Origin of the sequence: Brevibacterium sp. UBA7493, assembly GCF_002479565.1 — a bacterium.
GTDB classification, from domain to species: domain Bacteria; phylum Actinomycetota; class Actinomycetes; order Actinomycetales; family Brevibacteriaceae; genus Brevibacterium; species Brevibacterium luteolum.
In genome coordinates this window covers 38,799-61,550 of the sequence record NZ_DLOD01000003.1, presented here as the reverse complement: position 1 = coordinate 61,550, position 22,752 = coordinate 38,799, and the positions used below count along the sequence as shown (strand labels likewise).

Below are 22,752 nucleotides of genomic sequence, written 5' to 3'. Positions count from 1 at the left end.
GGGCCTATAGCTCAGTTGGCTAGAGCATCTCGTTTACACCGAGAGGGTCGGGGGTTCGAGTCCCTCTGGGCCCACTTTTTCTTCAAGTCTCGGGACATCGTCCACTCGATGCCCCAAGACTTCTTCTCGTTTTGGCGCTGATGTCCCAGGCTACCCGCCATCGAGGAACGACACGCAGGACGCTTCACCGCCATCCTCACCAGCGCCGGCACCGCCTCGGTCAACTGGCTCATCCACCTCGGCGACCACATCTGCACTCACCATGACGGCCAGCCGTCAACCTCTCCCTGGGCCCAGGCGCCAGCTCTACAGGACATGAGCGCGTGGTCTCACAGCTAGGCTTGGGAGATGGAGACTGTGACACGGCCGGTTCATCCCGCACTTCAGAGCTGCCTGGCTGAGCCCATGGTGGCCTACGACATTGTGCTGCCGGTCGACGCCGTCCACGTGGGAGTGCCCAGCACGGCCGCCACGGTGATCATCGCGGTGGAGGAGCCTCTCGATGTGGGGTGGCTTCACGAACCCAACCGATCCACGGCGCGCTGGTGCTCGATCTCCGGTCTCCATCTGCGTCCTGCGCTGATTCACACGCACGGTCTCCAACGAGGTATTCATCTGGCTGTCACACCGATTGAATGCCGAGCACTCTTCGGCGCACCGATCGGCTCTGTGGCAACACACACCGTCGATATGGATGACCTGCCGCGAGGGCTGACCTGCGACGAGCATGAAGCCATCGCCAGTCGCACCTCGTGGACAGACCGCCTCGCCGCCGCGGAAGCCATGCTGTTGACCCGACTGAATCGGTGGGCTGGCGACCCCACGGTGACGGCGGCGTGGCGTCTCCTTGGGAGTGGTCTTCCGGTCGCCGAGGTGGCCGCGGAAGTTGGGTACTCGCGGCGCCACCTGAGAAATCGCGTCCGCGCAGAGTTTGGCCTGACGCCCAAAGAGATCAACCGTCTGGCCCGCTTCGAGAACGCCCAGCGCCTTGTCGCATCAGGAGCGTCCCTGACCGAGGCGGCCAGCAGCTGCGGGTATGCAGATCAGTCGCACCTCTCGCGGGAATGGAAGAGATTCGTCGGAGGCAGTCCCAAAGCTCGAACTGAAGACTTCCCAAATCTTCAAGACCTGGCACTGATCGCCGACCATGATTGAACACATGACGACAACCAAGCCCCAGCTGTTTCACTGCCTCACCTACGCCGATGCCGACAAAGGTCTAGCGTTCCTCGCCGCGCTCGGGTTCGAGCAGGTCCTCGTTGTCCGCAGCGAAGCAGACCCCAGCCGGGTTGAGCATGCCGAACTGCGCTGGCACGATTCGGGCGGGATCATGCTTGGCTCCGCCCGGCAACCAGGCCCTCACAGGATCCCAGACACGGCCGGCCAGGCCCGCTGCTATCTCGTGGTCCCGGCAGACGCTGACGTCGACGCAACCTACGAGAAGGCGATGGCAAACGGCGCCACGACCATCGAAGACCCCGCCGACCAGCCCTACGGCGGACGTGTCGCCACCGTCGCAGATCCAGAAGGCAATCACTGGTCTGTTGGCTCGTACCCGGGCGAGTGAGAACATGTCTTGACTCGGGACACATCTGGGCCCACTTCTTAGAATCTCGGGACATCGTTCACTCGATGTCCCGAGATCTCTTTTGCTTCGACATTGGTCTCTCGCGTCATCGTTCCGTATGTCTCATCAGCGGACACTTTCCGTAGACCTGTCAGCGATGCGGCGTCGTTCTGCCCACTCGTGGAGAACTCGCCCGCCGCCGGGGTGACCAGCACTGTTGCAGTAACGTGGGTTTGAGAACCATCCGTGATTTCGTTCCGGAACCGCCCACCGAACCCGATGCCGAGAGGATGTGGCAGTGAAGGCACTCTTCTTCACCGCCGACCTCGGGGGCAATGTGCCGCCGATCCTCGCGGTCGCTGAGGAGCTTGCCGCCAGGGGCTGGGATATCGAGGTCGCAGGCCTGGCAGCTGGTGAATCCGGATTCCCCCAGCCGCACTTTGCAGCAGGCATCACAGCCGGACCCGTGTCAGGGATGGGCATCGCCCGCATTGCGTCGATCGTCAGGATCACTGCCAGCCCGTATGCACGCGAAGACGCTGCCGCCATCATCGCTGCCAGCCAGCCGGATGTCATCGCCGTTGACTGCCTGCTGCTCACTCCGCTGCGCGCCGCCCTCGTCTCCAGCATTCCGGTAGTGGTGCTCGCCCACACCTTCGGAAAATACTGGTCACGCCTGTACCACCCCTTCACCGCTGAGGGTCTCGACCTGTTCGGCGTGAGCCTGAGCAGGAACTGGGACCAGGCCGCGGCGCGGCTCATGCTCACCGATGCCGAACTCGACCCCGGCAGCCGCAACCCGGTGCTGCGCCACTGCACCTGGACTGGATCGACCGAACAGGCATCCCCTCCGACCCGGGGCCTACCCGGTCACCGTCCTCGCGTCCTCGTGTCACTGTCGACAACCGACTGGCCAGGCATGAAGCCGATCTACCGGCGCGTCATCGAAGCGCTCTCCCACCTGCCCGTCGACGCCATCGTCACCACCGGCGGTGCATCATTCAGCAATGAACTCGACGGGGCCGACAATGTCGAGGTGCGCGGCTGGGTCGATCATGCCGCGCTGATGCCGCAGATGGATCTGCTCATCGGGCATGGCGGACATTCGACGACACTCAAGGCGCTCGCCCATGGCATCCCGGTTCTTGTGATGCCGGTCAACCCGGTCTCGGATGAAGCCGGCATCGGTGATGTGCTGCGAGAACGCGGACTGGGAATGCGCGTGCGGCCTTCGGCGCGTCCGCGCAGACTGGCGGCCGCGGTCACCTCGCTGCTGACCGACAGCACTGTGCGCGAGAACGCTGCATCTCATGGGCGGCGGCTGCGCGCGCTCCGACCCGGTGCTGCTGTGGCGGCCGACCATATCGCCCGCCTCACCGCAGAGTAGTCGCAGTCCGTCGGCGCTGCAGCAGTTCTCAGCTGTCGGTCGCAGGCATGCCGTCGACGCTGTAGCGACGCTCGATTCCTGCGGTCGCCTGTCCCCATTCGCTGGATGCCACGCGCTCCTGATGGGTTGCGAATGCAGCTGGATCGGCGAAGCGCTCGGACACCTGCCAGATGAGAGGCTCACGCGTCTGGTCAACGGAGAAGGCAAGGCATCCGGGTTCGGCGCGGGTCCGCGCGATGTGATCCGGCAGGTATTCTTCTACGACCGCCAGTTCGTGGGCGTCAGTGCAGATCAGCTGTCCTGTCAGGCGAACCTCTGACATCAGTTCCTCCGTTCCGCGGCGTGTGTGATCAAGACTGTCACATGGCCATCGGTCACCGCAGCAGCGGAAGGGTCAGCGGGTAGCGGTACTTCTGGTAGCGGGAGGCAGCCAACGCCGCGATGATCGGGATGACGATGCTGACGATGTAGATGACTGCCCAGATGATCCAGGCTGCCGGCAGCAGGATGACGGTGAAGGCGAGGATCGAGGCGACCATCGAGGCCAGGGCAAGGGTGACGGCGAAGTTGAAGGAGCCGGCGGCCGCATTGCGGACAAGGTCGCTCCTGTCCTTGTAGATGAACCAGAAGATGAGCGGGCCGACGAAGGCCAGCATTCCGAGGCTCAGCACCGCGGAGATGATGAGCGAGAGGTGGCACAGAATCGCCCAGGTGCGGTCGGTGGACTGATGGCTGGTCTGGTGCGGGGCGTATGTCTCGTTCATGTCCTCCATTCTCCCCTGCTCAGCTGGGCGCCACCATGCGGTCTTCCTCCGCGTGCCCACGGCGGCCAACCAGAGGGTTGACACAAACTAGTTTGCGTTACAAACTTGTTTGCATGAACCAGATTCCGCAGCAGAACCCCGAACCGCACGATGCCGAGGGCACACCAGCTCTCAATCCGCGTCGCGCTCTGGAGATCGCCACCTCCGGGCAGCGCACAATCAGTCGTCGCGAACAGCGGGCCGGGATCATCACCTCACTGCTGTGGTCGGCCATCTGGTTCGTCGGGTACAGCGCCATGGCGGCCGCCTACGTCTTCGGGCTCATGCCCGCAGCCATCGCCGGCATCATCTTCGCCGCCGGCATGACGGCAGCCCTCATCGCCACAAGCATCATCAATGTGCGCGCCGCCTCCGGCCGCCGGGGTCCCGCCGCCCGGCAGGGCACGCTCTACGGCGTCACCTGGGCGCTCGTCGTCACCGTCATGATCATGGTGAGCATGCAGCTGGGCACCTACCTGCAGGACCCGCAGGTCATCGGCTGGCTGGCCAACTCGGCCGCCGTCTTCGGCGTCGGCATCATGATCGTCATGGGCGGCGTCATCTTCTCCGACCGGATGATGTTCGGATTCGGCATCGGGGCGATCGTGGCCCTCATCATCAGCCTGCTGGTCGGCCCGGAGCTCTTCACGCTCGTCTTCGCCGCAGCGGCCCTGGCAGGACTCGTCGTCAGCATCATCGCCCTCGCGCGCACCGGACGGGAAGCAGGCCGGTCATGACGGCACTGGATCCGGTCATCCATGCTGATTCGCGCCTGCGCATCATGGCCGCCCTGGCCGGGCTGCCGGCCGGCGACGAGGTGCTGTTCACCCGCCTGCGCAAGGACCTGTCGATGACCGCCGGGAATCTCTCAACCCACCTGCGCAAGCTCGAAGAAGCCGGCTACCTCACCCAGACCAAGACCATCGAAGGCCGCACACCGGCCACCTATCTCTCACTCACCGCCACCGGCCGTGCGGCCTATGAGACTTATCTGACCAATCTGCGCACCATCCTGGAAGGAAACCCCTGATGTCACCGACCCCCACCCTCAGCCAACCGCAGCGCACAAACGCGCCCACCGCCTCGGGCACGGCCGCTGTCACCGTCGACAACGTCGCCAAGTCCTTCAGCACCACCACCGTGCTCTCGCGCATGAACCTGCGCATCACCCCCGGTGAGGCCGTTGGGATCCTCGGGCCCAACGGCGCGGGCAAGTCCACGCTGCTCTCGCTCATCACCGGTGAGCGGACGCCTGATGCCGGCAGCGTGGCGATCTTCGGGGCCAACCCGCGCACACCCGAGGCGCGGCGCACGATGGGCGTGACCCCGCAGGCGACCTCCCTGCCGGAGGTGCTCAAGGTCCGCGAGGTCCTCGACTTCGTCGCCGCGCACTACCCGAACCCGCTGTCGACGAGTGAGCTGCTCGACGATCTCGACCTCACCGCACTGGCCGGCAAGCAGTGCGGCGGGCTCTCCGGCGGGCAGAAGCGCCGCGTCATGCTAGCCGTCGCGCTCGTCGGCAATCCCGACATGCTCGTCCTCGATGAGCCCTCGACCGGTCTCGACGCCGAATCCCGCCAGCAGGTGTGGCAGCGCATCCAGGCGTTCAGCGCAGCCGGTGGCACCCTGCTTGTCACCAGCCACCACTTCGATGAGATCGAGCGTCTCGCAGACCGGGTCGTCATGCTCGCTGATGGGCAGATCATCGTCGACGACCAGCTCGATCGCGTCCGCACCGCCGTCGACCTGCGCCGCGTCACCGTCACCCTTCCCGACGGCTCCGAGGCAGCCATCACCGCGCTGCCCGGTGTCACGGGCATCCAGCCCGGTGAGGGTGCCCGGCAGGTCATCACCTGCAGCGATTCCGATGCCTTCATCCGCGCCCTCATCGCCGAGGGCCTGCCATTCACCGATCTCGAAGTGCGCGGGGCCAGCCTCGAAGAGGCCGTCGCCGCCCACACAGCACGTCACTGACCGACAGCACCGACAGGAGCAGCCATGTCCACCACCGCCGCCCCGGCTCTATACCTCCCGCATCTCATCTACCGCACCCGCGACACCCTGCGCGTGCCCGTCGTCGTCATCTCCGCAGCCGTCTTCCCCGTCATGGTCTTCGCGATCTTCTTCCTGCCGTTTATGGACGGCACCCCTGCCGACCAGCAGGCAGCCGTCGCCCTGGCCGGTGTCGCCCAGCTCGGGCTCATGGGCGTGGTGAGCACGTTCCTGTTCAACTACGGCATCGGCATCGCCGAGGAACGCAAGGCCGAATGGTCGAACTACCTGCGCACCCTGCCAGCCGGCCCAGGCCCTTTCTTCTCCGCCCGCGTGGCGGTGGCGGTTATCGTCGTGCTCATCGCCGTCGTGCCGCTGTTCATCGTCGCGATGGCCGCCACCCCGGTCCTCGAGCCATTCGCCGCCGGTGAGCTGGGCTGGTGGCGTCTGCCCGCGCTCATCCCGGCGTGGATCCTGGCAGCGCTGCCGTTCCTCTTCGGAGGGCTGCTCATCGGCTACCTCGCCACACCGAAGGCTGCGGTGGCGATCACCCAGATCGCCTTCCTGCCCTTCGCCGCAGTCGGCGGTCTCATCCTGCCGGTGCAGGCGATGCCCGGCTGGCTCAACGCGATCTCCGAGTTCACCCCGGCCCGCCCCGGCCGCGATGCCGTCACCGCACTCATCGGCGAGGGCTCGGTCGACATGCTCAATGTCGTCGTGTGGCTCGGCTGGCTCGTCCCGCTCATCATCGCCGCCGTGTGGGCGCACCGCCGCGATGAGGGCCGCCGCTTCTCCTGACTCGCCCACCTGAGTCACCTGCCCTCGGCACGGTCCGGCATCCGAGACGATGCCGGACCGCTGTCGTGGCGCTCACCAGGAGAATCACCGCTGACCACGCCAAGCGGGAACTCCCCGCCATCGATCCTTGACCGTGACCTGCGCCACACGTACTGTGAATGCAACACCGTTGCGTTTTATGCAACTCATGAGTTCTCTGCTTCCAAGGGAGGAAGCCATGGTCATGGAACCGAAAGCCCCCAGCCCTGAGACCGCGCCCGAAGGGACGCGACCGCACCCGGTGCGCAGCACCTCGGGCGCCTACGGGCCTACGCTCAGCGGACAAGGGCGCACACATCCCGACGGCGTCGATCGCGCCACCCGGCGGCGGGTGATCGCCGCGAGCTTCATCGGCAACTTCGTCGAATGGTTCGACTACGCCGTCTACGGCTACCTCGCCACCACCATCGCCGTGGTGTTCTTCCCCGAAAGCGACCGCCAGGTGGCACTGCTCTCGACGTTCGCACTCTTCGCCATCAGCTTCCTCATCCGCCCGATCGGCGGGTTCTTCTGGGGTCACCTCGGCGACCGGGTCGGCCGGCGCGTGGCATTGAGCTGGTCGATCCTGCTGATGTCGCTGGCAACCTTCTGCATCGCCCTCATCCCCGGATATGCGACCATCGGGTTCTGGGCGCCGGTCCTGCTGCTCATCATGCGCGTCGTCCAGGGATTCTCCGCCTCCGGTGAGTATGCCGGAGCCTCGGCGTTCCTCGTCGAATACGCCCCACCCCACCGCCGCGGGATCTACGCCGCGATCGTGCCGGCCTCGACGGCGACCGGACTGCTCATGGGCTCACTCATCGCCGCACTCCTCTATGGCGTGCTCTCCCCCGATCAGCTCTCCGACTGGGGCTGGCGGATCCCGTTCCTGCTCGCCGCCCCGATGGGCCTCATCGGCCGCTACATCCGCACGAAGCTCGAAGACACCCCGGTGTTCAAGGAGATGGCCGCTGAGGACGAGGCGATCAAGGCACCAGCCGGAGACCTGTTCAAGAAGCACTGGAAGGTGCTCATCCTCGCCTCCGGAGCCGTGCTGCTCAACGCCGTGGGCTTCTACCTGCTGCTGAGCTACATGCCGACCTACCTCACCGAGGTTGTCAAGCTCAGCCCGACCCTGTCGAACCTCTCGACTACCGTCGCACTGTTGACCTACATCGGCTTCATCCTGCTCACCGGATTGCTGTCCGACCGGCTCGGCCGCAAAAAGGTCCTCATCTCCGCCTCGGTGCTGTTCATGCTGCTGACGGTGCCGCTGTTCATGGTGCTCGACACCGGAATCTTCGTGCTCATCATATGCGTCCAGGTGGCACTCGGTGCGCTGCTGACCCTCAACGACGGCACCCTGCCGAGCTTCCTTGCCGAGCAGTTCCCGACCCGCGTGCGTTACTCCGGCTTCGCAGTGTGCTTCAACCTGTCGAATGCGCTCTTCGGCGGCACCGCCCCGTTCATGGCGACCTTCCTCATCGCCGCCAGCGGCTCGGATCTCGCACCGGCCTGGTACCTCGTCGCCGCAGCGCTCGTCTCCCTCATCGCAGTGGCCCTGGCGAAGGAGACCTTCCGCAAACCGCTCGAACACGACTGACCACCACAGCACCACCACTGGTCCACACCCAACCCGATCCTGCCCGAAAGGAGACTCACATGTCCTTCACCGCACCCCACACGGCCACTCCTCCCACCACGGCCGGGGCACCCAACCCAGCCGATCCGCCGCAGGCGACCCCCGCCTCGGCGGCGGAGGCCATGGCGGCCGAACGGCTGAAGATCATGCACAACGGCCAGAAGGTGCCGCTGACCTTCTCTCCTGCCGAGTTCGAACGCCGGCTCGGCGGGCTGCGCGACATCATGGCCGAACAGGACTGCGACGCCGTCGTGCTGACCTCGTATCACGGGATCAAGTACTACTCCGACTTCCTCTTCACCTCCTTCGGCCGCTCGTATGCGCTCGTCGTCACGCCAGAGGATTCGGTGTCGGTGACCGCGAACATCGACGCCGGGATGCCGTGGCGGCGCAGCCACGGAGAGAACATCGTCTACACCGACTGGCGGCGGGACAACTACTTCTTCGGCATCACCGAAGCCCTGCGCCAGCGCAGCATCCGCACCCGCCGGATCGGCGTCGAGTACGACTTCCTCACCCTCGACCAGCACGCGAAGCTGCAAGCAGCGCTGCCGGATGCCGAGCTCGTCGACATCAGTGCGGCGGCGACGCGGCAGCGGATGGTGAAGTCAGCCGAGGAGATCGAGGTCATCACGCATGGCGCACGGATCGCCGACATCGGCGGATATGCCGTGCGCGAGGCGATCCGGGAGGGCATCAGCGAATACGAGGTCGCCCTCATCGGCACCGAGGCGATGGTCCACGAGATCGCCCGCACCTTCCCCGACTCCGAGATCCGCGACACCTGGGTATGGTTCCAGTCCGGAATCAACACCGACGGGGCGCACAACTGGGCGACCACCCGCAAGCTTGAGCACGGCGACATCCTCTCGCTCAACTGCTTCCCGATGAGCTCGGGCTACTACACGGCACTCGAGCGCACACTGTTCCTCGGCGAGCCGAATGAGCGCAGCCTGCAGCTGTGGAAGACGAACGTCGAGGTGCATGAGGCCGGTCTGGAGCTCATCCGCCCCGGCGCGGTGTGCTCGGAGATCGCCGCTGAGCTCAACCTCATCTACGCCGACGCCGGGCTGCTGCCCAACCGCACCTTCGGCTACGGGCACTCCTTCGGGGTGCTCAGCCACTATTACGGCCGTGAGGCCGGCCTGGAGCTGCGCGAGGACATCGGCACCGTCATCGAACCGGGCATGGTCGTCTCCATGGAGCCGATGATTACGATCCCCGAAGGCCAGCCGGGTGCCGGCGGATACCGCGAGCACGACATCCTCGTCGTCGAAGAGAACGGTGCCCGCAACATCACCGGGTTCCCGTTCGGACCTGAGCACAACATTCTGTGACCAGCTGTGACCTGCCGCGCCCGCTAGGCTGTTGACAAGGAGGAAGACGATGCGAGAGTCCGATCCGGCAGCCGGGCGCGGCAGGTCCGTGACCGCGAACATCCTGGCAGTGCTGCGCTGCTTCTCCGTCGACGAGCCGCTGCTCGGTGTCACGGAGCTGGCAGCCCGCCTCGACCTGCACAAGTCCTCTGTCTCACGCATTCTCTCCGCCCTTGAAGCCGAAGAGGTCGTCGAGCAGGATCCGCATTCGAAGAAGTACCGGCTCGGCCTCGGCCTGCTTGCCATCGCCGGGCCGATGCTCGCGACCCTTGACATCCGCCGCTTCGCACTCCCCGTGCTCACCGAGCTCAGCGTGTCGACCGGGGAGACTGCTGCACTGACGGTGTGGAGTGCTGCTGAGGCGGTCGTCGTCGAGCAGGTGGCCAGCACCCAGATCATCAAGCACACTGTGCCACTCGGCACCCGCTACACCAACCTCGACTCCGCCTCGGTGCAGGTCTTCGCCGCCGAGGCGGAGGTCAGCGGCCAGCACACAGAACCGGGACTCGCCGAGCGTTTGGAGGAGGTGCGCACGCGCGGTTACGCCGTCAACCATGCCGCGACCTCTCCAGACGTCGTCGGCATCGCCGCTGGGGTCCGCGATCACCGCGGCGAACTCGTCGCAGCCATCATCATCGCTGCTCCCCTGTACCGGGTGCCCGATGACCGGATCGGCGAGCTCGGGGATGCCTGCGCGGCTGCGGCAGCGGACCTGTCGATGCGCCTGGGTCACCGCAGCTGATCATCTGCGTAAGCTGCCTGACGTAAGCTGATGCCAGACGAGGGAGGGAGGCGTCATGCACATCGTCGTCATCGGTTCGGGACTGGCCGGCATGGTCGCCGCCACCGAGGCCTGCGAGGCTGGGGCGACCGTCACGCTTCTCGATCAGGAGTCGGAGAACAACCTCGGCGGGCAGGCCTACTGGTCCTTCGGCGGGCTGTTCCTCATCGACTCGCCCGAACAGCGGCGGATGGGCATCCGCGACTCCCTTGACCTCGCCCACCGCGACTGGATGTCGACTGCCGGCTTCGATGAGTCCGATGTGTGGCCGCGCCGCTGGGCGGAGGCCTACCTGGAGTTCGCCGCCGGTGAGAAGCGCGCCTGGCTGGCGGCCAAGGGGCACCGGCTCTTCGCGATCGTCGGCTGGGCTGAGCGCGGTGACGGCCGGGCTGACGGGCACGGCAATTCGGTGCCGCGCTTCCACATCACCTGGGGCACCGGGCCCGGGGTCGTCGAACCGTTCCTGATCAGCGCCAAGGAGCACGTGCGCACCGGCCGACTCATCCCCCGCTTCCGGCACAAGGTCACCGAGCTCACCCGCTCACCTGCCGGGATCACCGGGGTTGCCGGGCACATGCTCGCAGATGACCCTGCCCCGCGCGGGAGGCCCACAACGTCCGAGGCGGTCGGCGACTTCTCGATCGCTGCCGATGCCGTCATCATCGCTTCCGGTGGGATCGGCGGGCGCCACGAGCTCGTACGCTCCGCCTGGCCCACGCGTCTGGGCGCCGCCCCGGAGTCGATGCTCACCGGCGTGCCGTCCTACGTCGACGGGTCGATGTTCCCCGTCGCGCAGGCGGCAGGCGCACACATCCACGCCCCGGATCGCATGTGGCACTACGTCGAGGGGATCCGCAACTGGAACCCGATCTGGCCCGGCCACGGCATCCGGATCCTGCCCGGGCCCTCCTCCCTGTGGCTCGATGCCGCAGGCAACCGCCTGCCGGCCCCGAACTTCCCCGGCTTCGACACGCTCGGCACACTCGGCCACCTGCGGGCCGGCGGGCATGAGCATTCCTGGTTCATCCTCAATGAGCGGATCATCTCCAAGGAGTTCGCGCTCTCCGGTTCAGAGCAGAACCCCGATCTCACCGGCCGTTCGGTCCGCAAGCTCGCCGGCCGCCTCGGCTCCGGGCCGCCCGGACCGGTGGCCGATTTCCTGCGCCACGGCGAGGATTTCCTCACTGCTGCGACAGTTCCCGATCTCGTCGGCCAGATGAACCGGCTCGAACCGGACCACGCACTCGATGCCGCAGCAATCGGCGAGCTCATCGCCGCCCGCGACGACCAGCTGGCCAACGGTTTCGGCAAGGATGCGCAGCTGGCTGCGATCCGCGATGCCCGCGGCTACCGGGGTGATCGGCTCATGCGCACTGCTGCCCCGCACCGGCTCACTGACCCGGCCGCCGGTCCGCTCATCGCTGTCCGCCTGCGCACGCTGACCCGCAAGACCCTCGGCGGGCTGCACACGGATCTCGACGCTCGCGTTCTCGACGCCTCCGGCACTCCGATCTCGGGGTTGTTCGCGGCGGGTGAGGCTGCCGGCTTCGGCGGTGGCGGCATGCACGGTCACCGGTCGCTGGAGGGCACGTTCCTCGGCGGCTGTCTGTTCTCCGGCCGGGTCGCCGGCCGCGCGGCGGCCTATGGCTGAGCCGATGGACACTCGTGGTCATGCCGCCTCCGGTCCCGAGGTGGTGCCTGCGGCAGGCGCGGTCGTCACCGATGGCCGTGGCCGGGTGCTGCTCGTGCTGCGGGGTTCGCAGCCGCACCGCGGCCGCTGGTCACTGCCCGGCGGGAAGGTCGAGCCGGGTGAGACCTGGCAGCAGGCCGCCGCCCGCGAGGTAGCCGAGGAGACCGGTCTTGAGGTGGCCATCGGTAGGCAGCTGCTGAGCCTCGACATTCCAGCTGGGGAGAATCGCATCTACCGTGTCCGGGATTTCGCTGCCACGGTCACCGGCGGTCAGCTGCGTGCACGTGATGATGCCGCTGATGCACGCTGGGTGACAGCCGAGGAGCTGGCGGCACTCACGCTGACTCCGAATCTCGATCGGCTGCTGTGTGACAGCGGCGTCTTCGACACCGACTGAATGACGTCAGCCCTGACTGCCCTCTGCCCCGCCTGCGTGGCGTTTGGCTTCGAGCGCCGCAGCGGCCTGCCGGCAGGTGAGCTCATTGATCCGCTCGGCCTCGTCGACGGCGACCGCAGTGTAGGCGCGCAGCCCGTCGCGATCGCGGCGCATCAGGTAGACATAGAGGCCTTCGGTCAGCAACCGTCCCTGGCTGTCGTAGAACAGCCAGCGCACATCAGCGAGGATGAGCTTGTCGGTGATCGCCCGGCAGCCCAGCAGGTCGTGGGCGATATCGGCCAATCCGAGCTGCTGGTAGCGGGGATAGCCCTGCTGGAGGCCTGCGGCCATCTCCTCCCGGGAATCGAGCACGCCGGCGAATTCATCGCTGATGACCATGCCCGGTTCACCCCACAGGCCAGCGCTCGTGTCCGCGTCGAAAGTGCGCAGTGAAGCGCCATAGGCGTGCAGGAATGCGTTGACCTGGGCGCGCGTCTTCTCGTCTGCGCTCCGGCCGATGAGCTGGTCGTCCGTCATGCTTCCACGGTAGGCCGGTGCCGCCGGTTCGTCGAGGGTGCTGCCGCCAGGCAGACGCTCAATCCCAGATGCCGGAGGCCCCGCGTCGGTGGGAGCCGATGAGGTGCGTGTCGACCATGCCGATGGCCTCCATGAGCGCATAGGCGCTCGTCGGGCCGACGAACCGGAACCCGCGGGCTTTGAGCGCCTTCGCTAGGGCCGCCGATTCTGCGGACGAGGTCGGGATCTCATCGACCGTACGCGGTCGCGGGGTCTCTGCCGGCTGGAACGACCAGATGAGATCGGGCAGCCCGCCGTCGGTCCGCAGGTCGATCGTCGCCTGGGCGTTGGTGATTGTGGCGCGGATCTTGGCGGAATTCCGGATGATCCGCGCATCATCGAGCAACTGAGTCACATCGGCCTCCGAGTACCGAGCAACTGTGTCGGGATCGAAGCCGGCGAACACCTCGCGGAAGGCCTCGCGCTTGCGCAGCACTGTCGCCCACGACAGGCCTGCCTGGAAGGCCTCTAAGCTGATGCGTTCGAACAGCCCGGCCTCATCTCTGACTGGCATGCCCCATTCGGTGTCGTAGTACTCCTGCAGGAGCGGGTCGGTGGCCGCCCAGGCCGGGCGGGCCAGCCCATCGGAACCGATGACGAGCCCTGTCGTCGCGCTCATGCAGCGGCCTCCAGTTCGAGCAGCTGCTGTTTGGCCGGCAGCCCGCCGCGATAGCCGCCGAGGCTGCCGTCAGAGCGCAGTACTCGGTGGCAGGGCACGATGAGCGGGATCGGGTTCTGGGCGCATGCGGTGCCGACTGCGCGCACGGCCGTCGGCTGGCCGACCGCAGCTGCGACTTCGCTGTAGCTTTGAGTGGTGCCGTAGGGGATCTCGGAGAGCTGACGCTGCACCTCGCGGCGGAATCCCGTTGACAGGCGCCGGTCGAGCGGGATGTCGAATTCGCGTCGCTGCCCGGCGAAGTACTCCTCGACTTGGGCTGCGATCGGCGCCAGCTGCGCGTCTGCTTCCAGCACGCGTGGGCTGATCTTCTCTGCCAGTTCAGCGAGCACCGCGTCGTGGTCTTCGCTGTCGAAGGCCACGCGCACCAGCCCTGTCGGGGTGGCCGCCAGCAGCAGTGCGCCGATCGGCGAGTCGATGATGGTGTAGCCGACATCGACGAGTCCGGCGTCTCCGGCGTGGTCGTCGAGCAGCTGGCGTACGCGGCGCATGTGCTCTTCGTCGAGTGGGAAGAGGTGGCTGAGGTCTTTCATGAGGATGCTCCGTTATCTGCCAGGTGGCCGGTGCCGACCCCCTCGCTGTCGAGGCGTCTGCGCAGGGCGGCGATGCCGTCAGCGGCGGCCCGCCGGACGGCAGCGGGTGTGCTTCCGGTGAGCTCGGCGGTCTGCACGTGAGTGAGCCCGCCGAGGTAGTGGTAACCGATGGCTTCACGCTGCCGGTCCGGAAGCCGGGCTACGTGGGTCCAGATCTCTGCTGTCTCCGAGCTGGCGGCCGGATCACAGTCTGCCGCGACCGGGTGGTCATCGCCGACCGGGTCTTCGCGGCGGCGGGAGCGGGCGCGCAGGACGTCGATGGCTTTGCGCTGGGCGATGCGCACGAGCCACGCGTCGACATTGGCGTCGGCGCCGAGGTCCGGCCAGGCGCGCAGTGCCGCCACGAACGTCTCCGCCCACGCGTCATCGGCATCGTGCGTCGTCCCGCCGCGCCCGGCGAGTACGGCCAGGCACACCCGCATGACCGTTGCCCCGTGGGCGCGGATGACCGGTTCGAATGGCTCATGCATGTGGCTCACTCCCTCCTCTCACTGCGCAGACGCAGCGGCGGGCGAAAGTGTGAGGTCGACGCCGGCGCCAGCGTGCCGAACCCCGTTCCCGAGGCGGTGGCTGGCTCAGGCGACACGGAAGTCCGCGGGCACCGTGAGCCGGTGGGTCAGCGTCCACTCCCCGAGTGTCAGGCGTTCGGCGCGCAGGTCGAGAGAAGGGTCACCGGTCTGTGCTGACACGGCGGCCAGCGCATTGGCAAGGTGAACGGCACCGGCCCGGCCGGCGGCGATGTCGTCGGCTGCCAGTTCGACGAGCAGGGTGACGGAGCGCTGCATCGCCTGCCCGTAGCGCAGCGACGGTGGCGTCATCGCTGCTGTCAGGGCAGCCGTGCGCAGGATCGTCTCGTGTCCGCAGCGGACGTGGGCGTATTCGTGGGCGATGATCGTCTGCAGCTGGGCCTCGGTGAGCAGCTGCTGCATCCCGGTGGAGACGATGACCATCGGCCGGGACCCGACTCCTGCCTCGGCGGGCGTGCGGGCCACGGCGTAGGAGAACACCTCTGGTGACCCGACGCGGGCTAAGACGAACGCCTCGCGCTGGCTGCGGGAGATGATGTGCGGTTCGAGTGCTGCGACGGCGGCATGCACAGAGCGCACGCTGGCGTGGTGGCGGTGCTTGAGCCGGAACCACACAGCGGCTGCGGCGATCATGACGGCGCTGACGGCGACTGGGATAAGCAGGTGGGCCGGATGCAGGTAGCCGGCGACAGCAGTGACGATCGCCAGCACACCGGACAGCACCGTGGTGATGAGCCCGATGATGACGGCGACGAGGGAGGCCATCCACAGCCGCAGCGCGGTGGCGGGGTGGCGCAGCGCCCATGAGCCCGGTGCCAGCAGGCGGGGGACGGTGATGATGAGGGCTGCGGTGGCGGCCGCGCTGAGGGCGAGGAGCGTGAGCATCGCTCAGCTGCGCCTGCGGTCTCGTTTCCGTGCAGCGGCGCGGGCGGCGTCCTTGCGGGCGTGCCGGGTCTGCGCCTGCTGCAGCGAGGAGCGCAGCACGTCGAGGTCGGTGTCGCTTAAGTGCCCGGCGAAGGCCATGAGGGTGGCCTGCCGGTCACCGGAGGAGGACAGCACGCTGACCATCCGGTCGCTGGCGTAGGCGTCGCGGCTCTGTGCGGCGCGGAAGCGGATCTTGCGCGGTGAGGGGTCGGAGCGCACGACCATGTCCTTGCGCTCGAGGCGCTCAAGGGTCGTCATGATCGTCGAGTAGTTCGGCTTGCGTCCGGCGAAGCGCTCGCTGACGTCGTTGGCGCTCAGCTGTTCGTCGGCATCCCAGAGGATCTCCATGACCGCAGCTTCGAGTTCGCCGCGCTCGCGTCGGCTGTTGAGTCCTGTCATCGCTCACCCTCCTGGGTCGGATGATATCAGCCCCCGTGCGAGCAGTGCTTCTGCAGACCGCGCAACTGGCCTTCGAGTCCCTTCAGTGGGTTGTTGCCCTCACCGTAGGCGCGGGTGGCCTCGACCAGGCCCTTGAGGTGACCGCGGTACTGCTCATCGCCTGCATCGGCCTGCTCCTCCATCCACGAGGCGGCTGCCTCCGGATCGGCATCGACGTTGTCGGGGAAGCCGCTCTCGAAATCCTCGAAGGCAGCACAGGTATCAGCTGAGACCTCGGGCAGCTCTGCTGTGGCGTTCTCATCGCCAGTACCGCCGGCAGTCGCATCGTCGCCAGCGTCGTCGTTCGCGTCATCGGCAGCGTCGTCGCTGGCGGTGCCGGTCGGCTAAGCGCTCGCCTCGGCAGTGGTGGCGTCGTCGGAGCTAAGTGTCGGCGGCTCTTCCTCGGGGTCCTGACCATAGGCGGTGAGCAGCAGGGCGCCGAGGGCAACGGCAGCGGCAGTGCGGGCGCGAGGGCGTGTCGTCATACTGCCATCGTCGCATAAGCTGCTGGACTCGGTCACCTGCATCGTCACCGTCCAGGGTGGCTGCCTGCCGGTCTCACAAAAGTTGACTGACGCCGCGTTTGAACCGTGCCCCGGCAGCCGGGTCCTGACGGTCGAAGTCCGTGCGGTGCTGTTCGATGATGAGGGCGCCGACGATGTAGTCCATCAGCGTCTCTCCCCCACGCTCCCGGATGGGCTCTGGGATGAGCTCGTCGCCTTCGAGTGCGAGGCCGAGGGCGTAGATCTCGGCTCCGTCGCGGTAGCGCAGCAGCACGGTGCGCAGCGCCCAGGCGAGATCGGCGGCCTCGGTGCCCTCCGCCTCGGCGACGGCGGCGGCGAGCATCTGGCGGGCCAGCAGCACGAAGAGGTCCTGCTTGTTCTTCACGTGCCAGTACAGTGCCGAGGGCTGCACGTCGAGCTCGCGGGCGAGCCTGCGCATCGACAGGTCGCCCATGCCGAATCGCGAGAGGATCCGCAGCGATGTGTCGATGATCGCCTGTTGCGACAGCGCCATTCAGGTCTCTCTTCCAGGGCCTGGAGACGCGGTTTTTGACGTCGGCATCTCTAGGGGTATAGTTGTCTCCGCTGACGGGATATAGCGCAGCTTGGTAGCGCGCCTCGTTCGGGACGAGGAGGTCGTGGGTTCGAATCCCGCTATCCCGACCAATCCGGCCGGTGGCCTGGTGAGACTCAGAGTTCGTCTCTGATCCGCTGGGCCACCGGCTTCAGTGTTTCCGGGCCCTGCATTTCGCTGGCCCGCTTGTGCATATCGAAGTCGGCCACGGAGTTCGTCGGCCACACGTGCACATGGGTATGAGGAACCTCATAGCCCTGGATGAGCACGCCGATCCGCTCGCAGTCGAAGGCCTTCTTCTGAGCCGCGCCGATGCGCTGGGCGACGTCCATGAGATGGGCGAGCAGGTCTGCTGGCACGTCGATCCAGTGGGAGATCTCCTCACGGGGAACAACGAGGGTGTGGCCCTCGGTCTGCGGCAGCGCGTCGAGGAACGCGACACAGCGGTCGTCTTCGTAGACGATGGCGCCGGGAATCTCGCCGTTGATGATCTTGGTGAAAAGCGTCGCCACTTTCCATCACTCCTTCGGATACTGGGTGTGGGGCCGGCCATGCCCGAGGTGTTGATGATCTCAGGTGCGTGGCTGTGGATGGGGTGCACTCAGCAGTCCGGGCAGCCGGCAAGGTGCCTGACTGCCCGGAGGAGAGTCTCAGCTGAAGTTCTTCTTGGCTTCGAGCCGGAAGCCGGACCAGTCGGGTGCTGCGCTGATGGTCTTCGTCATATGCATTCCCGCGGTCGGAGCAGCGTTGGTGATGTCGCCGGGCGGGATGTGCCCGTCGCGCTTGGCTTTGGGGGTCAGGAGCCAGATGATGCCGCCATCAGCCAGGGTGGTCTGCGCGTCGACGATGCCGTCGATGAGATCGGGATCGTCAGAGCGCCACCACATGACGACGACGTCGAACACATCGTCGACGTCCTCGTCTGCCATCTCCTCTCCGATCACCGCCTCGATCTCGTCTCGCAGGTCGAAGTCCACATCATCGTCATAGCCGATTTCCTGGACGTACTTTCCGGGCGCGAGGCCGAGGGTGTTCGCAGCGCTGCTGTCAGCATCCGCGTCCTGTGCAAGGGTCCTTTCGGAAGGAGTTGTGCTCATATCCCATATTGTTGCCCCCTTCCCTGCCCTGAGCAACTGTCCGGGCCGGTCTGCCGCGTTCTCACGCCGCAGGGGCGCCGCTCGCACCCGCTCACACTGGAACTTCCATGATGCGGCTGCAACTTCCACATAGTGGTTGGATATATTCCACAATGAAGCCCGATGTGCCTTAGGGTTGGTACCGAACCCCAAGGGCGGGATGCCGCTGCGGCCACGATCGCTGTGTGTCCCCCGCCCGCCGTCCGCCCGACGGTGAGTCCGTCCCTACGAGAGGACATGAAAGTGGCCAATCAGAAGCGAGGAATCATCCTCAACGGCCTGCCCAGCCAGGTCCCAGACGTCGATCCCGAGGAGACTCAGGAGTGGCTCGACTCCCTTGATTCGCTGGTCGACGAAGGCGGTCGCTCCCGGGCCCGCTACATCATGCTCAGCCTCATCCAGCGCGCCCGCGAGCAGAGTCTCGGGGTGCCCAGCCTCACGGCGACTGACTACATCAACTCGATTGGCCCCGAGGATGAGCCCTGGTTCCCCGGTGACGAGGAAGTCGAGCGCCGGTTCCGCCGTTGGATCCGCTGGAACGCGGCGGTCATGGTCCACCGGGCCCAGCGGCCGGGCATCGAGGTCGGCGGCCATATCTCGACCTACGCCTCGGCAGCCACGCTGTACGAAGTCGGCCAGAACCACTTCTTCCGCGGCAAGGACCACCCCGGCGGCGGAGACCATGTCTTCTACCAGGGCCATGCCTCGCCGGGCATGTACGCCCGCGCCTATCTCGAAGGTCGCCTGACCGAGGACCAGCTCGACGGCTTCCGCCAGCAGGCCTCGCACTGGATCGACGGTAAGCCCGCCGGCCTTCCGTCCTACCCGCACCCGCACCAGATGCCGGACTTCTGGGAGCACCCGACGGTGTCGATGGGCCTGGGACCGATGAACGCGATCGCGCAGGCGCAGTTCAATAAGTACCTGCACAACCGCGGCATCAAGGACACCTCCGAGCAGCGCGTCTGGGCGTTCCTCGGCGACGGTGAGATGGACGAGCCCGAAAGCCGCGGCATGCTGCAGTACGCCGCCTACGAGGAGCTCGACAACCTCACCTTCGTCATCAACTGCAACCTGCAGCGTCTCGACGGCCCGGTGCGCGGCAACGGCAAGATCATCCAGGAGCTCGAGTCGTTCTTCCGCGGTGCCGGCTGGAATGTCGTCAAGGTCATCTGGGGACGCGAATGGGATGCCCTGCTCGCCCGCGACCGCGACGGCGCGCTCGTCAACCTCATGAACAACACCCCCGACGGCGACTATCAGACCTACAAGGGTGAGGACGGCGGGTTCGTCCGCGACAACTTCTTCGGCCGTGATCCGCGCACGAAGGCTCTCGTCGAGGACTACACCGATGAGCAGATCTGGCAGCTCAAGCGCGGCGGCCACGACTACCGCAAGGTCTACGCCGCCTACAAGGCAGCTGTCGAACACACCGGTCAGCCGACGGTCATCCTCGTCAAGACGATCAAGGGCTACTCGCTCGGGCCGCACTTCGAGGCCCGCAACGCCACCCACCAGATGAAGAAGATGGGTCTGGAGGATCTCAAGATGATCCGCGACCACTTCTCGATTCCGATCTCGGACAAGGATCTGGAGGAGAACCCGCAACTGCCGCCGTACTACCACCCGGGCCCCGACGCCCCGGAGATCAAGTACATGCTCGAGCGGCGCCGTCAGCTCGGCGGCTTCAGCCCCGAGCGCCGCGACAAGCACGTGCCAGTCAAGCTGCCGGAGGACAAGCTCTACGACATCGCCCGGAAGGGATCGGGAAAGCAGGAGATCGCCACGACGATGGCATTCGTGCGCATCCTCAAGGACCTCATGCGCGACAAGGAGTTCGGCAAGCGCGTCGTGCCGATCATCCCGGATGAGGCCCGCACTTTCGGCATGGACTCCTTCTTCCCGACCGCGAAGATCTACAACCCGCACGGGCAGAACTACGTCTCGGTCGACCGCGATCTCTTCCTGGCCTACAAGGAGGCCACTGACGGACAGCTGCTGCACATGGGCATCAACGAGGGCGGCTCGACTGCCGCGTTCACCGCAGCCGGCACCTCATATGCCGCACACGGCGAGCCGATGATCCCGTTCTACATCTTCTACTCGATGTTCGGCTTCCAGCGCACCGGGGACGCCTTCTGGGCAGCCTGCGACCAGATGGCCCGCGGATTCATCCTCGGCGCCACCGCCGGCCGCACGACGCTGGTGGCCGAGGGCCTGCAGCACGGCGACGGGCACTCCCACGTGCTGTCCTCAACCTTCCCGTCGATCATCTCCTACGACCCGGCATACGGCTACGAGATGGCGCACATCGTGCGCGACGGCCTGCAGCGGATGTACGGCGAGGACGACGGGCGCGACCCGAACGTCATGTACTACATCACGATGTACAACGAGCCGATGGTCCAGCCCAAGGAACCCGAGGACCTCGACGTCGAAGGCGTGCTCAAGGGCATCTACAAGCTCAAGGACGGACCGAAGCTCGACGGCCCGAAGGTCCAGCTGCTCGCCTCGGGTGTGGGCGTGCCGTGGATCCTGGAGGCCCAGGAGCTGCTGGAGAAGGACTGGAACGTCTCGGCCGATGTGTGGTCGGTGACCTCATGGCAGGAGCTGCGCCGTGACGGCCTGGCCTGTGACGACGAGCGTCTGCTCGATCCCGACGCCGAGGCGCGGGTGCCGTTTGTCACGCAGCAGCTGGCTGATGCTGAGGGCCCGGTCATCGCCACCAGCGACCACACCCGGACCGTGCCGGACATGATCCGCCAGTACGTCCCCGGCCACTTCACGTCGCTGGGCGCCGACGGCTACGCGATCTCCGATACGCGCCCGGCCGCTCGCCGGCACTTCCTCATCGATGCCCCTTCGGTCGTCGTCCAGGCGCTCATCAGCCTCGGCGACCTCGGCATCGTCGATCCGAAGCTCGCCGCCGAGGCGTCGAAGAAGTACCAGCTCGACGATCCGCGGGCCGGCGCCACCGGTTCGACCGAGGGCGCTAGCGCCTGATCGCTCGCAGTTGCTGAGCACACAGAAGCGGGAGGGGAACACCCCTCCCGCTTTTGTGTCCGGCGCACAAATCCTTTGTCGTCTTTCATGTAATGTGGCCTCATGCCCGTTCGCTCTGAGGAAGCCGCCGCCCATGTGCGCGCCCGCGCTGAGACGAGCCGCCGCCTCAAGGCCGGTCAGGCGCTGCTGCACAAGCTGACCCTGCAGCGACTCGAGGCCCGCCTGCCGTGGTACCGCTCGATGAGCGCCGCCGACCGCGGCTGGGTCGTGGTGCTGGCCAACTCCGGCATCGCCTCTTTCATCGACTGGTACCGCGACCCCGATGCCCAGCTGCGGGTCGTCCAGGACATCTTCCAGTCCGCACCCCGTGAGCTCGTCCGCTCCGTCTCGCTGCAGCAGACCCTGCAGCTGCTGCGCGTCGTCGTCGAGGTCGTCGAAGAGCGCGTCGGAGACCTGGCCCGGCCCAATGAGCAGGCCAAGCTGCGCGAAGCGGTGCTCGTGTACTCCCGTGAGATCGCCTTCGCCGCCGCCGACATCTACGCCCGTGCCGCTGAAGCGCGCGGCTCGTGGGACGCCCGGCTCGAGGCGATGGTCGTCGACGCGCTCGTGCGCGGCGATTCCGTCGACGAGCTCGCCAGCCGCACGGCCGCCTTCGGGTGGCGCACCGAAGGCTCGGTGTACGTGCTCGTCGGCCGCGCCCCGCAGCGAGCCGCGCACAAGAGCATCGACGAGATCCGCAAAGCCGCCCAGAAATGGGCCGAGGATGCACTCGTCGGCGTGCACGACGACCGGCTGCTCATCGTCATCGGCGGCGTCGAGGACATCGACCAGGCTGCGACAGCTCTCTCGCAGTTCTTCGGCCCCTCCGAAGTCGTCATCGGACCCGAGGTCAGCACGCTGGCCGAAGCCGCCACCTCGGCAGCGGCCGCCGGCTGGGCGCTGCGCACCGCCTCGGCCCGCCCGATCGTCGCCCGGCCGGTCCACGCCCGCGACCTGCTGCCCGAGCGTGCGATCGCCGGTGACACCTGCGCGGTGCGCGAGCTCATTACCAGCTACTACGAACCGCTCAACTCCGGCAGCGGCCAGCTGCTCGACACCGTTGCCGCCTACGTGGAGTTCGGCGGTTCGCTGGAGAACACGGCCCGCTCGCTGCACGTGCACCCGAACACCGTGCGCTACCGGCTGCGCAAGATCGCCGACCTCATAGGCATCGATCCGACCGAGGCGCGCGCCGGTTTCGTCATCAGAATTGCGTTGGTGTACGGCCAACTGTCAGAAGCCGGGCAATTGTCGAACCTGAACAAATCCCCGTGACGAACCTCCACATTGACGTAAGTTGAAACACGACCTCGACTGATTGGAAGCTACTCCA

At 66.6% G+C, this 22,752-nt stretch carries 27 protein-coding genes and 2 tRNA genes; 16 read left to right on the top strand and 13 right to left on the bottom strand.

Annotation, left to right across the window (positions count from 1 at the left end):
• From B4E96_RS01645 to B4E96_RS01630, 4 genes are all read left to right on the top strand, one after another.
• Positions 1-74 (top strand) — tRNA-Val (locus B4E96_RS01645).
• A 274-nt stretch (positions 75-348) separates the two neighbouring features.
• Positions 349-1,155 carry a helix-turn-helix domain-containing protein gene (locus tag B4E96_RS01640; protein ID WP_286956182.1) on the top strand — a complete coding sequence of 269 codons (807 nt, stop codon included), beginning with the start codon at positions 349-351 and terminating at the stop codon, positions 1,153-1,155.
• Between the two features lie 4 nt (positions 1,156-1,159).
• A complete protein-coding gene (locus tag B4E96_RS01635) occupies positions 1,160-1,567 on the top strand; it encodes a VOC family protein (RefSeq protein WP_286956181.1) in 408 nt (135 codons plus the stop codon).
• Positions 1,568-1,865: 298 nt separating this feature from the next.
• A complete protein-coding gene (locus B4E96_RS01630; protein ID WP_286956180.1) occupies positions 1,866-2,954 on the top strand; it encodes a glycosyltransferase in 1,089 nt (362 codons plus the stop codon).
• A 28-nt stretch (positions 2,955-2,982) separates the two neighbouring features.
• On the opposite strand, the gene B4E96_RS01625 is transcribed toward B4E96_RS01630, so the two are convergent.
• Together B4E96_RS01625 and B4E96_RS01620 are read right to left on the bottom strand one after the other, a co-directional pair.
• Positions 2,983-3,276 carry a putative quinol monooxygenase gene (locus B4E96_RS01625; protein ID WP_286956178.1) on the bottom strand — a complete coding sequence of 98 codons (294 nt, stop codon included), beginning with the start codon at positions 3,274-3,276 and terminating at the stop codon, positions 2,983-2,985.
• A 52-nt stretch (positions 3,277-3,328) separates the two neighbouring features.
• Positions 3,329-3,718: a DUF4870 domain-containing protein gene (locus B4E96_RS01620; RefSeq protein ID WP_286956177.1), complete on the bottom strand. Its 390-nt coding sequence runs from the start codon at positions 3,716-3,718 to the stop codon at positions 3,329-3,331.
• Between the two features lie 113 nt (positions 3,719-3,831).
• Between B4E96_RS01620 and B4E96_RS01615 the strand changes: the two genes are divergently transcribed.
• The 9 genes from B4E96_RS01615 to B4E96_RS01575 all read left to right on the top strand — a co-directional run bounded on the left by B4E96_RS01615 (position 3,832) and on the right by B4E96_RS01575 (position 12,451).
• Entirely contained in the window at positions 3,832-4,494 is a 663-nt protein-coding gene (locus tag B4E96_RS01615; RefSeq protein ID WP_286956176.1) for a hypothetical protein, read from the top strand.
• The gene (locus B4E96_RS01610) at positions 4,491-4,787 is read left to right on the top strand and encodes a transcriptional regulator (RefSeq protein WP_191726325.1); all 297 of its coding nucleotides are present in this window, start codon (positions 4,491-4,493) and stop codon (positions 4,785-4,787) included. Before B4E96_RS01615 ends, B4E96_RS01610 begins: the two co-directional genes overlap by 4 nt.
• Positions 4,787-5,731: an ABC transporter ATP-binding protein gene (locus B4E96_RS01605; protein ID WP_286956174.1), complete on the top strand. Its 945-nt coding sequence runs from the start codon at positions 4,787-4,789 to the stop codon at positions 5,729-5,731. The genes B4E96_RS01610 and B4E96_RS01605 overlap by 1 nt, the downstream gene beginning before the upstream one ends.
• A gap of 24 nt (positions 5,732-5,755) precedes the next feature.
• Entirely contained in the window at positions 5,756-6,547 is a 792-nt protein-coding gene (locus B4E96_RS01600) for an ABC transporter permease (RefSeq protein WP_165883022.1), read from the top strand.
• Positions 6,548-6,770: 223 nt separating this feature from the next.
• Positions 6,771-8,168, top strand: a complete 1,398-nt coding sequence (locus tag B4E96_RS01595) for an MFS transporter (protein WP_286956172.1) — start codon at positions 6,771-6,773, stop codon at positions 8,166-8,168.
• A 161-nt stretch (positions 8,169-8,329) separates the two neighbouring features.
• The gene (locus tag B4E96_RS01590) at positions 8,330-9,544 is read left to right on the top strand and encodes an aminopeptidase P family protein (RefSeq protein ID WP_286956431.1); all 1,215 of its coding nucleotides are present in this window, start codon (positions 8,330-8,332) and stop codon (positions 9,542-9,544) included.
• A 49-nt stretch (positions 9,545-9,593) separates the two neighbouring features.
• Complete coding sequence (locus B4E96_RS01585; protein WP_170274029.1) at positions 9,594-10,325, top strand: IclR family transcriptional regulator; 732 nt, start codon at positions 9,594-9,596, stop codon at positions 10,323-10,325.
• A 55-nt stretch (positions 10,326-10,380) separates the two neighbouring features.
• A complete protein-coding gene (locus tag B4E96_RS01580) occupies positions 10,381-12,015 on the top strand; it encodes an FAD-binding dehydrogenase (RefSeq protein ID WP_286956171.1) in 1,635 nt (544 codons plus the stop codon).
• Complete coding sequence (locus B4E96_RS01575) at positions 12,008-12,451, top strand: NUDIX hydrolase (RefSeq protein ID WP_286956170.1); 444 nt, start codon at positions 12,008-12,010, stop codon at positions 12,449-12,451. The genes B4E96_RS01580 and B4E96_RS01575 overlap by 8 nt, the downstream gene beginning before the upstream one ends.
• A gap of 6 nt (positions 12,452-12,457) precedes the next feature.
• Here the strand turns inward: B4E96_RS01575 and B4E96_RS01570 are convergent, their stop codons facing one another.
• The 9 genes from B4E96_RS01570 to B4E96_RS01530 form a co-directional block, all read right to left on the bottom strand.
• Complete coding sequence (locus B4E96_RS01570) at positions 12,458-12,967, bottom strand: hypothetical protein (protein ID WP_286956169.1); 510 nt, start codon at positions 12,965-12,967, stop codon at positions 12,458-12,460.
• A gap of 58 nt (positions 12,968-13,025) precedes the next feature.
• Positions 13,026-13,625 (bottom strand): DNA-3-methyladenine glycosylase I, encoded by a 600-nt coding sequence (locus tag B4E96_RS01565; protein ID WP_286956168.1) that lies wholly within the window; start codon positions 13,623-13,625, stop codon positions 13,026-13,028.
• Positions 13,622-14,215: a methylated-DNA--[protein]-cysteine S-methyltransferase gene (locus tag B4E96_RS01560; protein ID WP_375544668.1), complete on the bottom strand. Its 594-nt coding sequence runs from the start codon at positions 14,213-14,215 to the stop codon at positions 13,622-13,624. The genes B4E96_RS01565 and B4E96_RS01560 overlap by 4 nt, the downstream gene beginning before the upstream one ends.
• The gene (locus tag B4E96_RS01555; protein WP_259795978.1) at positions 14,212-14,745 is read right to left on the bottom strand and encodes an RNA polymerase sigma factor; all 534 of its coding nucleotides are present in this window, start codon (positions 14,743-14,745) and stop codon (positions 14,212-14,214) included. The genes B4E96_RS01560 and B4E96_RS01555 overlap by 4 nt, the downstream gene beginning before the upstream one ends.
• Before the next feature lie 105 nt (positions 14,746-14,850).
• A complete protein-coding gene (locus B4E96_RS01550) occupies positions 14,851-15,687 on the bottom strand; it encodes a M48 family metalloprotease (protein WP_286956167.1) in 837 nt (278 codons plus the stop codon).
• Positions 15,688-15,690: 3 nt separating this feature from the next.
• Positions 15,691-16,125 carry a BlaI/MecI/CopY family transcriptional regulator gene (locus tag B4E96_RS01545; RefSeq protein ID WP_165883030.1) on the bottom strand — a complete coding sequence of 145 codons (435 nt, stop codon included), beginning with the start codon at positions 16,123-16,125 and terminating at the stop codon, positions 15,691-15,693.
• Between the two features lie 26 nt (positions 16,126-16,151).
• Positions 16,152-16,307 carry a hypothetical protein gene (locus tag B4E96_RS01540; RefSeq protein ID WP_286956165.1) on the bottom strand — a complete coding sequence of 52 codons (156 nt, stop codon included), beginning with the start codon at positions 16,305-16,307 and terminating at the stop codon, positions 16,152-16,154.
• Between the two features lie 201 nt (positions 16,308-16,508).
• Positions 16,509-16,649 (bottom strand): hypothetical protein, encoded by a 141-nt coding sequence (locus B4E96_RS01535; protein WP_286956164.1) that lies wholly within the window; start codon positions 16,647-16,649, stop codon positions 16,509-16,511.
• A 73-nt stretch (positions 16,650-16,722) separates the two neighbouring features.
• The gene (locus B4E96_RS01530; protein WP_102159895.1) at positions 16,723-17,181 is read right to left on the bottom strand and encodes a TetR family transcriptional regulator; all 459 of its coding nucleotides are present in this window, start codon (positions 17,179-17,181) and stop codon (positions 16,723-16,725) included.
• Positions 17,182-17,256: 75 nt separating this feature from the next.
• On the opposite strand from B4E96_RS01530, the gene B4E96_RS01525 reads away from it, so the two are divergent.
• A tRNA-Pro gene (locus tag B4E96_RS01525) sits at positions 17,257-17,333 on the top strand.
• A gap of 24 nt (positions 17,334-17,357) precedes the next feature.
• Here the strand turns inward: B4E96_RS01525 and B4E96_RS01520 are convergent.
• Positions 17,358-17,753 carry an HIT family protein gene (locus B4E96_RS01520; RefSeq protein ID WP_102159894.1) on the bottom strand — a complete coding sequence of 132 codons (396 nt, stop codon included), beginning with the start codon at positions 17,751-17,753 and terminating at the stop codon, positions 17,358-17,360.
• Positions 17,754-17,891: 138 nt separating this feature from the next.
• The gene (locus B4E96_RS01515) at positions 17,892-18,338 is read right to left on the bottom strand and encodes a DUF3052 domain-containing protein (protein WP_102159892.1); all 447 of its coding nucleotides are present in this window, start codon (positions 18,336-18,338) and stop codon (positions 17,892-17,894) included.
• 282 nt (positions 18,339-18,620) lie between these two features.
• Here B4E96_RS01515 and aceE point away from each other — a divergent pair, with 282 nt between their 5' ends.
• Positions 18,621-21,380, top strand: a complete 2,760-nt coding sequence (aceE, locus tag B4E96_RS01510; protein WP_286956162.1) for a pyruvate dehydrogenase (acetyl-transferring), homodimeric type — start codon at positions 18,621-18,623, stop codon at positions 21,378-21,380.
• A gap of 102 nt (positions 21,381-21,482) precedes the next feature.
• The gene (locus B4E96_RS01505; protein WP_165883036.1) at positions 21,483-22,694 is read left to right on the top strand and encodes a PucR family transcriptional regulator; all 1,212 of its coding nucleotides are present in this window, start codon (positions 21,483-21,485) and stop codon (positions 22,692-22,694) included.
• Positions 22,695-22,752: the final 58 nt, after the last annotated feature.